The organism is Flavobacterium azizsancarii (genome assembly GCF_027980145.1).
GTDB lineage: Bacteria > Bacteroidota > Bacteroidia > Flavobacteriales > Flavobacteriaceae > Flavobacterium > Flavobacterium azizsancarii.
This window is the reverse complement of sequence record NZ_JAMZNK010000043.1, coordinates 20,270-32,599: the sequence shown is the minus strand read 5'-3', so window position 1 is coordinate 32,599 and position 12,330 is coordinate 20,270. Positions and strand designations below refer to the sequence as shown.

Below are 12,330 nucleotides of genomic sequence, written 5' to 3'. Positions count from 1 at the left end.
GAAACCCTTCTTACAGCCCAGATTGAAGAGGAAAACCGGATTAGATCCAGAAAACAAAAAAAGCCTTTGTCAAAGCTCGAAACTTTAACAAAGACTTATTTAAACTATATGATTTAAGCTCAGAAACTGAAAACTGCCACTGAGACTAAAAACTAAATTAACCTTTAAAATTATCAATCTCTTCCTGAACAATTTCCCAGTCAAGAAGCAATTGATCTAAATCTTTTTTCTTCTTTTTGTATGCAGTAAAAAAAGAAGCATCTTCGATATGTTTGTTATAATTAGAAGCCAACAACTTATCATCGTGCTGAATGTCTCGCTCTAATTGCTTGATTTGACTTTCAACTTTACTCAATTTATTTTGTAATGCTTTCCCTTTTTTCTGATCTTCGTACGAAGTTTTATTGCTTTCTTTTGGAGCAGCAGCTTTAGCAATATCTTTTTTCTCGACTTCACGCATGTTTTCAAGATTGCGCTGTTCTAAGAAATAATTGATATCTCCTAAATATTGTTTGATTTTTTGATCTTTGAATTCGTAAACAATATTTGACATTCCCTGCAAGAAATCCCTATCGTGAGAAACTAATAATAAGGTTCCTCCAAATTTTTGAAGTGCGGCTTTTAGAACGTTTTTAGATTTGATATCCAAGTGATTCGTAGGCTCATCCATCAGCAAAACATTGATGGGTTGTAATAATAGCTTACAAAGTGCCAAACGGTTACGTTCACCTCCTGAAAGTACTTTTACTTTTTTCTCTACATCATCGCCACGAAATAAGAAAGATCCCAACATGTCACGCACTTTTGATCGGTTCGTGTCTGTAGCAGCATCTTCCATGGTTTGCAGCAGCGTGATTTCGCCATCAAGATATTCGGCTTGATTTTGAGCGAAATAACCCAATTGTACATTGTGTCCTAATTTGATATTTCCGTCGTATTCAAACTCGTTTACAATCGCTTTGATAAATGTTGATTTTCCCTGACCATTTTGACCAACAAAAGCAATTTTACTACCGCGTTCTACTAATAAATCAATGTCTTTTAAGATCACATTATCTCCGTAAGCTTTCGTTACATGCTCAGCTTCGACTACTACTTTACCCGGTTCTTTTGAAACAGGAAACGTAATATTCATTACTGAATTGTCATCTTCATCAACTTCGATTCTTTCTACTTTATCTAACTTTTTAATCAATGATTGCGCCATTGAAGCTTTTGAAGCTTTTGCACGGAATTTTTCGATTAATTTTTCTGTTTCTTCAATTTTCTTAGCCTGATTCTTCTGAGTCGCTAATTGTTTTTCACGAATTTCATGACGCAGTTCTAAATACTGTGAATATGGTTTATTAAAATCGTATGCTTTTCCTAAAGAAATTTCGATTGTACGGTTGGTAACATTATCCAGGAACATTTTATCGTGCGATACGATTACTACAACTCCGGGATAATTACGCAAGAAACTTTCTAACCAGATGATACTTTCGATATCAAGGTGATTCGTAGGCTCATCCAGAAGTAATACATCATTTGCCTGCAATAATAGTTTAGCAAGCTCAATACGCATTCTCCAACCTCCTGAAAAAGTTTCAGTCTGATTGTTAAACACTTCTCTTTTGAAACCTAATCCCAAAAGGATTTTTTCTGTATCTCCTACATAATTGTAACCTCCCAATAGTTCAAAACGATGGGTATAATCAGACAAGTCTTCAATAATCTGTCCGTATTCTTCACTCTCATAGTCAGTTCTGGTAACCAATTGATGATTGATTTCTTCTAATTTCTTCTCTACAATTTTAATTTCAGTAAAGGCTTCGTAAGCTTCTTCTAAAACTGTTCTTCCGCGTTCAAAATCAATATCCTGACGTAAAAACCCCATTCGGATATCTTTTTCCTGAGAAATAACTCCGGAATCAGGAGCAAAATCTCTTGCTAACATTTTTAGCATTGTCGATTTACCGGCTCCGTTTTTACCAACAAGACCTACGCGGTCACCGGCACCTAAACGAAAAGTAACTTCTTCAAATAAATATGTTCCTCCAAAAGAAACCGAAAGATTGTGTATATTAAGCATAATTTTGTGACTATTGTTACAGGCAGTAAAGGTTTTAAGTACTTTTTTTACTTTACTTTTTGAAAGTGCAAAAGTAAGACAATTAATTGAAGTTTCGACCCCGGTTTTAAAAACATATCTTTAGGACTCTTTCTGCTCTCCTATCTTATTTTGCGACCTTGATCTTGCTATTTCATTAGATAGTGACCCTAAAAAAACGGATGAAAGATCAATTAAGATCCTCCATCCGTTTTTTATTATATTATGATTTTTGCTTATTCTGCTTCTTTTGGCTCTGGCATCAAAATAGATAACACTACTGAGATCACCAAAATTCCTCCGATAACGATCAATGAATAAATTGATTCGATATGATAAAATGGAGCAATGATCATTTTAACACCAATAAACGAAAGGATAATTGCCAATCCGTATTGTAGTTTGCTGAACAAGTGAATGAAGTTATCTAATAAGAAAAACAATGCTCTTAATCCTAAAATTGCAAAAATGTTAGAGGTATAAAGGATAAACGGGTCATTTGAAATCGCGAAAATTGCAGGAATAGAGTCAACTGCAAATAGTAAATCTGTAAACTCAATTACCGCTACAACTACTAAAAGCGGTGTTGCTAATTTTTTTCCGTTTTCGTATGTAAAGAATTTATCGCCATCGTATTTATCAGAAACACTAAAAAACTTTCTGATCAATCTTGCCCCTCTTGTATTGTTGTAATCTTCATCATCGTCTTCATCACCAGCTGACCAGGATTTAATTCCGGCATAAACAAGGAACAATCCAAAAGCAGTCATGATTAAATTGATATCATATTTAAATCCTTCTAATCCGGCAAGGCTCAATAATTTGTTTAAGTATGTAAGCTCGATTAAGAATGCTCCTGAGAATATAAAAATAGCTCTTAGAACTAAAGCTCCTATAATTCCCCAAAATAAAACTTTATGCTTGTTTTCGTTTTGTACATCAAAAAATTTAAAGACTAATATAAAAACAAATAGATTATCTACAGAAAGTGCTTTCTCAATCCAATAGGCTGATTGAAACTCATAAAATTTGGCAGCGCCTGCAAAGTGATAAATTAAACCACTAAAAATCATTGCTAAACTTATCCAAACTAATGACCAGGTTATCGCTTCTTTATTAGTTACGACATGGCTTTTCTTATTGAAAATTCCTAAATCCAACAACAGCATGATTACTACCGCGACTGCAAATACTATTATTAAACCTGGGTGTTCTGAAAAAATAGGGTGTTGATTCATTTTTAAATATTAATTAAATTAGATTTGAAATTATTTATTAGCCATTGTAACTACTATCACTCTGCCGCCTTCTTCTTTTGAAAGCAATATTTTTTTACCATCTGTCAGCTCCAGCATTGTCCCAATAGGAATTTCTTTGTCTTCGGTAACATCTTTTAATGAGGTTAGTTTTTGATTGACAAATACCCATTTATCATTAAAAAATGTAAAGTAACCAACAGGAACTTTTTGCGCTGCGGTCAGTTTTTCATTTCTGGCAATATTACGATTAACGTGCCATTGAAACAAGTATTGATCATTATAAACCATCAATCTGTGATTTTCAGGTTTCCAGGTAGTTTCCTGAAATTGATAATACAAATCTAATACAGGGAGCGTGCCTTTGTGCGCCGTATTACAAAACGGGCATCTTGGTGTATTGGTGTTATCAAAAACATACCATTTTTGCTCGCAGGAAACATTATGGTATTTCTGCATTAAGTCTGTAGTTTTCAGCAACGCTATTTCCCATTCTTCGGCATTAGGCCTTTGCATCGGGTTGTGTAATCCGTCAATAAAAACTTTATCAAATAAGGTTTTTAAATAAGGGCCCGTGATGGTGTACGGCAATTTTGTAATACCTGCCCAAGGCAAATCCCATTTAGAGACCTGATTGAGTTTGGGTCTGTTTGCCGGATCTGTGGGATGTTCTATAAACATCGCTTTTTCGCCCATCGACAGCAAGTCATCTTTTTCTGTATCAAGATCATGCACCTTCCCGCCTTTTAACGGATGTCTATGCAATAAAAACATATAAATTAAAACCGGTAATGCATGCAAATCGGTTAATCTGTTTGGTAATTTTCTATTTGGGTCTGTTTTATTCAGATGTTTTGTCAGTTACTTTATTGTGATGTGCTACTAAAACCTGATCGAATTCTTTTAGATGTTCAGCATTTAAATTTTCTTCAAAATACTAAATTACAGAATCGCATGCTATTTTAGAACCTTTACTTGATACTTTTGCCGAACCTGCGCCATCAGAAACCGCTAAAACACTCCAGCCAATTTCCTTGAAATTTTTAAACGCTAAATCATCTTCTCTAACAAATTGCTGATATCAGGCAAAAAAAACTACCGAAATGACAAAAACTCTAATACTTTTTTCCAAGTAGAGTTGCAACAAAATAGGTATATTTGCAACTTATCTGCTTTGTAAGATTAATAAATAATAAATCTATCAATATTCGAAAGAATTATTATTCAAAAAAAGAAAAAAATCTTCGATACTACATCAAATAACACTTAGAAGAATGTTTAAAAAAGGATCAAAATTAAATAGTATTTTAACGGGAAGTTGTCCAAAATGCCAAAAAGAAAGCATGTATACAGACAGCAATCCGCTTCATTTGACTAAAGTTTTAAAAATGAATGACCATTGCAGTCATTGCGGATTTAAATATCAAATTGAACCTTCATTTTTTTATGGTGCGATGTATGTAAGCTACGGATTAAATGTTGCGGTTGGGATTGCGGCTTTTATAATTTCCTTTGTATTTTTCAAAGCTTCAATCGAAGAATCCTTTATCGCAATAGTTATTAGCTTAATTGTATTGTTTCCGTTTGTTTTAAGACTTTCAAGGAATTTATACATTAACATGTTTGTCTCTTATGATCCTAAGGCCGGTCAAAAATAAGAGTCTTTAAATATCTTTTATGAAATCGCTGAATATCAATTTCACGATCTAGAGGAACTTCATTTTCAATTTTATCAAATAAAGCTTTTGCCATTGCAGGCCCAAGCATTACGCCTCTTGTCCCTAATCCGTTTAGAATATGCAGCGATTGATGCTCATGGTGTGTACCAATCAAAGGCCTTCTGTCTTTAACAGTTGGGCGAACTCCACCAAAATGTTTTACAATTTCAAAATCGCAGGTTATAATTTCTTTTATACGCTCAAGAAGTTCTTGTTTCCCTTCTTCTGTAGGTAAATCTGTTTTATCCTGCCAGTTATATGTAGCACCAACTTTAAATAAATCATTACCCATAGGCAATATAAAAACGCTTGTATTTACTATAACATCAAGATCTAAATCCGGCGCTTTTATTACAAACAATTCTCCCTTTGTACCGTCTAATGGCAAATAATTAAAGAAAGGGTTTTTATGCAGACCAAAACCTTCTGCAAAAATAATATGACGGGCCCGGATATTTTTATATTGAATTCCGTTATCTAAAAACTCTACACAACTACTATCAAAAGACTCTTCTAATAACAAATTATTTTCTTGCAAATACTTTTTGTAATTATCCAGCAACAAAGCTGTATCTACATAACCTGTATGCAAAACTTCGCCATAATCGTATGGAGAATCAATACTATTATATTTTTTGGTAATTAATTTAGTAGATAGAAAAGGCGCCAGATTTATTTTGTCTGAAGCAGCAAACCAATTATTCTGTTCTTCGATCGAAAAGAATTTTCTTAAAATAGGGAGTTTAAAATTAAATTTCACCTGCAATTTATCTTCTATCTGACGGTAGAAATCGCTCATCAGTATTAATTGTTCTTGCGCTTTCCAAACCTCACTAAAACGTTTCAAAATAACAGGATTATATAAACCGCCAGCGACTTTTGATGAATTTTGAGATTCATTGTCAACAACTAAAATAGTGCTATTGTTTTTAAGGGCAACTTCTGCAAAAGAAATTCCTGCTAATCCAGATCCAACAATTAAATAATCTAACATGTATAAAAAGATAAAAATAAAAAAAACTCTCACTACAAAGGTAGTAAGAGTTTCTGTTATAATACAACCAAATATTTAGTAGGTCCACATATCTTGCTCGAAATTACGAATCTTCTCTTTTACTCTTTCTGCTTCCAACAGCTGACTTTGCGCATCATCTTTCATATACGCTTTGATCTCACGATCTCCATACATATTTTCTTCTTTATAAATTACCGCATTAAAATACCTCGAATTTAAAATTTGATCAAATGAAATTGGACGCGCTGAATTTTTATCATTAAATGCTTTTGCTTCATAAAGCACTTCTCTGGCATCTGGAAAGAAAATCCAAAATAGCTCAATATAATCTTTCTCGTCGCTATTCATTGTATAAACATCAGGAGTTACGGGACAAATTCCCAGTAAACGATATTTCAGTTCACTATGGCGTTTATCAAAATACCAATATCCTTTTATTTTATATTGTGTAACATCTGCAGCAGTTAAATCCTGTTTCAAAATGTATTCTGCCGGCACTGATCTTGTTGCCCCTACAGTTTCTTCAACATAAGAAACGGATTTCTTTTTCCCGGTACCTGTAATTACTTTTTTCTTGACTACACGCGATTTGTAGTCGTCCGGATATTGGTTGATTAATTCTCTTCCCGCATCTGTTGTATCAACACGGGATAACGCACCCTGAATATCTTTCAAAGATTTTTTTGTATTGAAATAGCTATCACTGTATACTTCAGTTATTTTACCACTTTTCATCCCTTTGATTAACACATCATAAAGAGAACGTCTGTCTGAACCAATATTAGCAGTATCTACAGGAAAATATAAAGGGAAATTAATTTTCTCATTTAAATCAATAATTTCCCAGACCGTTTTTCCCATCAATACATCCCGATCATCTACATAGCCATAAGATAATGGCTTGTCATTGTCTGAAATTCGTTGTGCAGCAGTCTTTAATCCTATCTGCGCAGGCGTTTTTGCATTTAGCAAATTTGATTGTGCGTGGCAGCAAAAACTTCCCGTAGCAACAACAATAACAATTAAAAAAAGTCTTATTTTCATCATGATATTAGTATAAAACATTGAACGTAGCTTTATCAGATTTATTGTAATTTTCTTACATAATAGCAGGGTAAAAAATTAAAAACACTAAAAAAATCTTTTTTTTGCGCTAAATAATACCTACAAAATAAGAGTAATCAGTACAACAAAACGCCAAATAACTGACTAACAACAAACTAAGTTACATTTTTTTATTCTATCAACGTTTTAATATTACTTTAAAAATGCGATTATCTACATTTGTACTAAAATGAATTAAATCTAAGGAATTCAGAAATACTTATTATTTTGCTAAAAAAACAAATTTCATCAAATCAATATCAGTTAATATAATCTTATATACTTGAATAATTGAGCTTAATTAAAGACAAAAAAAAACTCTTACTGCATGGCGCAGTAAGAGTTTTTTTATTATGTAATGAGATACTTAGTAATTCCACATATCTTGTTCGAAGTTACGAATCTTCTCTTTTACTCTTTCAGATTCTAACAATTGGTTTTGGGCATTATCTTTCATGTAATCTTTGATCTCACGATCTCCGTACAAGTTTTCTTCTTTGTAGATAACTGCATTAAAACGTCTTGAATTTAATATCTGATCAAATGAAATTGGAAGCGCAGAGTTATTATCGTTAAAAGCTTTTGCTTCATGCAAAGCTTCTCTCGCATTAGGGAAGAAAACCCAAAATAACTCAATATAATCTTTCTCGTCACTATTCATTGTATAAACATCTGGAGTTACAGGACAAATTCCCAGCAAACGATATTTCAGTTCACTCTGACGTTTGTCAAAATACCAGTATCCTTTAACTTTATATTGTGTAACATCTGCAGCAGTTAAATCCTGTTTAAGGATATACTCTGCCGGTACTGATCTTGTTGGTCCTACTGTTTCTTCAACATAAGAAACAGATTTCTTTTTGCCGGTACCGGTAACTACTTTTTTCTTCACTACACGTGATTTGTAGTCATCCGGATATTGGTTGATCAATTCTCTTCCTGCATCTGTTGTATCAATACGAGATAACGCACCCTGAATATCTTTCAAAGATTTTTTAGTATTGAAATAACTGTCGCTATACACTTCAGTTATTTTGCCATTTTTAACAGCCTTCGTCAAAACGTCATAAAGAGAGCGTCTGTCAGAACCAATATTAGCCGTATCTACCGGAAAATATAATGGAAAGTTGATTTTTTCATTTAAATCAATGATTTCCCAAGTAGTTTTCCCCATCAATATATCTCTATCATCTACATAACCATAAGCCAAAGGCTTATCGTTATCTGAGATAAGTTGAGCAGGAGTTTTAAGTCCTATCTGAGCAGGTGTTTTCGCATTTAGCAAATTAGATTGCGCATAAGAAGAAAAACCTCCAGCGATAGAAACAATAGCTATTAAAAAATTTCTTACTTTCATCATGATACCATTATAAGATATTGAACGTAGTTTTACCTACTTTTTATTATTGTATTTCGTAAATTACCGGAGCAGTTCTTGGTAATAAATAACTACCAGCTCCAACAAGTTTAGTTTTAATTTCAGAAATAGTAACCTGATCTCCTTTTCCAGCTCTTGAAAGTATTGTTTTACACTGAGCATTCAATTTATTTCCAGAAACAACAACAGTAGGCTGTCCTGCAATTTTCAAATTAAATCCAACAACATCTAAACCAACTTCAAAATCGAAGTCAAGTAATTTAGCACCAATAGTAGCAATCTCTAAGTTAGATTTAGGTCCTCTTACAACACCCACTTCTCCTCTAATTGTACCAGTTGGTCCAGGAATACCTTTAATTCTGAATGTTTTCTTATCTGTAACTTTATCTCCGTTTGGCAACGTACCAGTAACAGCAATTGTAGCTTCATTACCAGAACCCGGGTTCATGTTATATTTACCTGGTTTACCAGCAGAAGATAATCCCGGAGCACTAGCAACAACTTTGTTGTCAGCAACACCAGCAAAAGATACAGAGATTGGATTAACAACACCTCTATAAACAACATTCATTTTATCAGCAGAAATTGTGGCAGAATTTGGTCTTGGAACTACAACATAAGTTCCATTAAAAGGAAGAACAATTGGCTTACCATTCTCAACAAAATTAAAAGAACCTCCAATTTTTTGCTCTCCTACTCCACCAGCAGTCATTTCCAGAACAGCCTGACCATTAACTAATCTTCCAGGTCCTTTAAAATCCGTAAATTGAGCATTTGGATCGTATTTACCCAAAACTACTTTACCTGTAACTTTTTCTCCTTGAAAATAAGCATTTTTATCTAATACAACAATGGCTTCAAATTTACTGTAAGAAGCCTCATCAACTGCTGCTTTTCCTAAAGCACGATTGTAAACATCGGCTTCTATTTTCTGTACATCATTCTGCCAAGCTGAAAGTTTTGCAGCGGTTGCAATTGCGGGAAATCCTTTAAAATGATATGCTAAATATTTTTCTTTAATACCATCTTTATTTTTGACATCAGAAACATCAAATTTCTTGTTAACTTCAGTAGATATATCAGCATACTTAGCACCAAGAGCAGCTTTCATATCTGCTTTGTATTTTTCAATCTTAGCAATAATTTCATTACCTTTTTTAGTGTAACCATCACCTGTAAACCAGTCGTCGATGTTATCACCTCTGTCCATAGACTCGTAAGGTAACTTTCCAGTTTCTTTATCTATTTCAAAACCATTTACAGCTTGCGCCTTTAAACTTCCAATAAAAGTATAAAAATCTTTTGAAATAGCTTCCACCTTATGGGCAACTACAGCTGCATCAGCAAATTCTCCTTTTGCCTCAGAAGCTTTTAGATTTAAAGTTTCTAATAACTTTGCGTTTGTTGTAACCGAAGAAACGTTTGCATCTTCAAATTTTTCATTCATCAAACCAAAAGCAGATATAACTTCTTTTGATACGTTCATTGCCAACATTGCGATGAAAACCAGATACATCAGGTTAATCATCTTCTGTCTAGGGGTTAATTTTCCTCCTGCCATTTTTTCTAATTAGTTCTTATTAATAAATTTAATATAATAGTCAAAAACTAATTATCCTTTGTTACTCATTGCAGAAAGCATACCACCGTAAACACTGTTTAAAGAAGCAATGTTTGCAGTCATTGATTGCATTTGTTCTTTCAATTTAGTTGCATTTTCAGCGATTTCACTGTTTGCTTGTGCATTTCTTGTAGCACTTTCTAATTGAACTTTGTATAAGCTGTTTAATGATTCCATTTGTGCAGCAGCCATAGACATTTCTTCAGCATATTTCTTTTGTCCTGCAATAGAATCTACTGTTGGAGAAATTGCTTTTGCAGCTCCTTCGAAATTTTTGATAGAGTTTCCTAAACTTGACATTAATTCTCCGTCAATTTTAGCTTCTTTCAACATTACGTCTAATTTTTGAGACAACAATCCTTGGGCATCAGATGGAGTTTCAACTTTATTACCTTTTTTCACTGCTTGACCGTTAGCTAATTCAGGATAAACAAGAGTCCAGTCCAACTCTTCATCAACTGGTTCAAAAGCAGAAAGTGCAAAGATTAACGCTTCCGTTACCAATCCAATTGATAACATCAAAGTTCCTGTTAATGGTCCAATCTCAAAGTGAGTAATTTTGAATAAAGCTCCAATAATTACTACTGCCGCTCCCATACCATAAGCGAAATTCATTGCTTTTTTACTTAATAATGCCATAATACTTTTTTTTAGGTTTTAATTTAAAATAGATTTGATTTGGTTATTTGAATTTAATTATTACTTACTTTTCTTTTTTCCGCTTCCGGTTGCTTGAGTTCCCATGTAATCTTGTACTGTTCTGAAACCAATATAACTTCTTGCAGAATCTGCATATTCGTGGTCACGTGTGCTTACCTGTAGGAAATAAGCAACATCTTTCCAAGAACCTCCACGAACTACTTTTCTTTGATTGTTTCCATCAATTACGTTAGGGTTCATTGTAGAAACATATTCATATGCATTTGGATTATAAGCTGAATCTGTCCACTCTGAAACGTTTCCTGCCATATTATATAATCCGTAACCATTTACATCATATGATTTAGCCTCAACAGTATACAAAGCTTCGTCAGCTGCATAATCACCTCTGCTTGGTTTAAAGTTTGCCATAAAACAACCTCTGTCAGTTTTAGTATAAGGACCTCCCCAAGGATATGTAGCTGATTCCAGACCACCTCTTGCAGCATACTCCCATTCTGCCTCTGTTGGCAATCTGAATGAGTTTACTAAATCACGTCCTTTTTTCTTTGATTTAATATAACTGTTTTTATTTAAAGTTCTCCATGCACAAAATGCTTTAGCTTGTTTCCAGGTTACACCAACTACAGGATAATCTCCGTAAGCTTTGTGCCAGAAATAGTCATTATGCATTGGCTCATTATAAGAATAAGCAAAATCTTTAATCCAAACTGTTGTATCAGGATAAACACTAACTTGTTCTGTTTTAACGAAATCTTTTCTTTTACCAACTTTAGCTTTTGCAGCAGCCTGAATGTCCATCCAAGAATAACGGAATTTCAATTTGTTTACATCAATTGTTCTCAAACCATTATATGATTCTTCAATTGGCAAATACATAGAATCCATTACCTCAGCATAATATTCATCCGGATATGCTTTAGTATCTTTGATTAACTTTACTTTTTTGTTCAGTTTTCTTCCAGCATAAGGATCATCTTTTGTTCCTACACTGTAGTAATTATCATACATGTATTTATCATATGCCGTCATTTTGTCCGGCTCTGAATCATTAAATGCATAATCTGCAATACTTCCACCTTTTTTTCCTTTGTCACCAGTAGATTTTTGTCCTGTTTCATCAGCAAGAATTGCCAAACGAACTCTCATTGTAGAATCTTTTACCCATTCTACAAATTGACGGTACTCACTATTTGTAATCTCAGTTTCATCCATATAAAATGCACGAACTGTAACTGTTTTAGTTGGAGCATCTTCCACATTAGCTAAATCAGCATCTGATTTACCCATAATAAAAGACCCACCTGGAACTAAAGTCATTCCATAAGGTTTCTCCGGATGCCATTTCCCTCCTGAAACACCAACCAACTCACCTTTGTCTCCTGACTTACCACAGCCAATTACCAGTGTTAACATTGCTGCAAATGCAATAAACTTCTTCATATAAATTTGGGATTATCTATTCATTATTATAAGTCCGTAAACGTAT

The 12,330-nt window shown here is 33.6% G+C and carries 10 protein-coding genes and 1 pseudogene; 1 reads left to right on the top strand and 10 read right to left on the bottom strand.

All coding sequences use genetic code 11. From position 1 onward, the window contains the following. Window positions 1–157: 157 nt before the first annotated feature. From abc-f to NJT12_RS19670, 4 genes and pseudogenes are all read right to left on the bottom strand, one after another. Window positions 158–2,071, bottom strand: a complete 1,914-nt coding sequence (abc-f, locus tag NJT12_RS19685) for a ribosomal protection-like ABC-F family protein (RefSeq protein ID WP_271337632.1) — start codon at window positions 2,069–2,071, stop codon at window positions 158–160. A 254-nt stretch (window positions 2,072–2,325) separates the two neighbouring features. Continuing rightward, window positions 2,326–3,327, bottom strand: coding sequence for a TerC/Alx family metal homeostasis membrane protein (locus NJT12_RS19680; protein ID WP_271337631.1), 1,002 nt, complete (start codon window positions 3,325–3,327; stop codon window positions 2,326–2,328). Between the two features lie 30 nt (window positions 3,328–3,357). Further along, window positions 3,358–4,119 carry a hypothetical protein gene (locus tag NJT12_RS19675; protein ID WP_271337629.1) on the bottom strand — a complete coding sequence of 254 codons (762 nt, stop codon included), beginning with the start codon at window positions 4,117–4,119 and terminating at the stop codon, window positions 3,358–3,360. Between the two features lie 163 nt (window positions 4,120–4,282). Further along, window positions 4,283–4,405, bottom strand: a pseudogene (locus NJT12_RS19670) (protein phosphatase 2C domain-containing protein); the annotation flags it as partial. Window positions 4,406–4,619: 214 nt separating this feature from the next. On the opposite strand from NJT12_RS19670, the gene NJT12_RS19665 reads away from it, so the two are divergent. Continuing rightward, on the top strand, window positions 4,620–5,003 hold the full coding sequence (locus NJT12_RS19665) for a DUF983 domain-containing protein (protein WP_271337628.1): 384 nt from the start codon (window positions 4,620–4,622) through the stop codon (window positions 5,001–5,003). Here the strand turns inward: NJT12_RS19665 and NJT12_RS19660 are convergent. From NJT12_RS19660 to porK, 6 genes are all read right to left on the bottom strand, one after another. Further along, window positions 4,984–6,057, bottom strand: coding sequence for an NAD(P)/FAD-dependent oxidoreductase (locus NJT12_RS19660; RefSeq protein ID WP_271337627.1), 1,074 nt, complete (start codon window positions 6,055–6,057; stop codon window positions 4,984–4,986). The genes NJT12_RS19665 and NJT12_RS19660 overlap by 20 nt on opposite strands. 75 nt (window positions 6,058–6,132) lie before the next feature. Continuing rightward, on the bottom strand, window positions 6,133–7,122 hold the full coding sequence (gene porN, locus NJT12_RS19655) for a type IX secretion system ring subunit PorN/GldN (protein WP_271337645.1): 990 nt from the start codon (window positions 7,120–7,122) through the stop codon (window positions 6,133–6,135). A gap of 427 nt (window positions 7,123–7,549) precedes the next feature. Further along, window positions 7,550–8,539, bottom strand: a complete 990-nt coding sequence (gene porN / locus NJT12_RS19650) for a type IX secretion system ring subunit PorN/GldN (RefSeq protein WP_072959658.1) — start codon at window positions 8,537–8,539, stop codon at window positions 7,550–7,552. Window positions 8,540–8,585: 46 nt separating this feature from the next. Next, window positions 8,586–10,121, bottom strand: coding sequence for a type IX secretion system motor protein PorM/GldM (gene porM / locus NJT12_RS19645; protein WP_271337626.1), 1,536 nt, complete (start codon window positions 10,119–10,121; stop codon window positions 8,586–8,588). 51 nt (window positions 10,122–10,172) lie between these two features. Then, a complete protein-coding gene (porL, locus tag NJT12_RS19640) occupies window positions 10,173–10,820 on the bottom strand; it encodes a type IX secretion system motor protein PorL/GldL (protein WP_271337625.1) in 648 nt (215 codons plus the stop codon). 60 nt (window positions 10,821–10,880) lie between these two features. Beyond that, the gene (gene porK, locus NJT12_RS19635) at window positions 10,881–12,284 is read right to left on the bottom strand and encodes a T9SS ring complex lipoprotein PorK/GldK (protein ID WP_271337624.1); all 1,404 of its coding nucleotides are present in this window, start codon (window positions 12,282–12,284) and stop codon (window positions 10,881–10,883) included. Window positions 12,285–12,330 lie beyond the last annotated feature (46 nt).

Bases quoted from the DNA above. Each gene is read 5' to 3' on its own strand.
- abc-f (WP_271337632.1), bottom strand. From the start codon at position 2,071: ATGCTTAATATACACAATCTTTCGGTTTCTTTTGGAGGAACATATTTA.
- NJT12_RS19680 (WP_271337631.1), bottom strand. From the start codon at position 3,327: ATGAATCAACACCCTATTTTTTCAGAACACCCAGGTTTAATAATAGTA.
- NJT12_RS19675 (WP_271337629.1), bottom strand. From the start codon at position 4,119: ATGTTTTTATTGCATAGACATCCGTTAAAAGGCGGGAAGGTGCATGAT.
- NJT12_RS19665 (WP_271337628.1), top strand. From the start codon at position 4,620: ATGTTTAAAAAAGGATCAAAATTAAATAGTATTTTAACGGGAAGTTGT.
- NJT12_RS19660 (WP_271337627.1), bottom strand. From the start codon at position 6,057: ATGTTAGATTATTTAATTGTTGGATCTGGATTAGCAGGAATTTCTTTT.
- porN (WP_271337645.1), bottom strand. From the start codon at position 7,122: ATGAAAATAAGACTTTTTTTAATTGTTATTGTTGTTGCTACGGGAAGT.
- porN (WP_072959658.1), bottom strand. From the start codon at position 8,539: ATGAAAGTAAGAAATTTTTTAATAGCTATTGTTTCTATCGCTGGAGGT.
- porM (WP_271337626.1), bottom strand. From the start codon at position 10,121: ATGGCAGGAGGAAAATTAACCCCTAGACAGAAGATGATTAACCTGATG.
- porL (WP_271337625.1), bottom strand. From the start codon at position 10,820: ATGGCATTATTAAGTAAAAAAGCAATGAATTTCGCTTATGGTATGGGA.
- porK (WP_271337624.1), bottom strand. From the start codon at position 12,284: ATGAAGAAGTTTATTGCATTTGCAGCAATGTTAACACTGGTAATTGGC.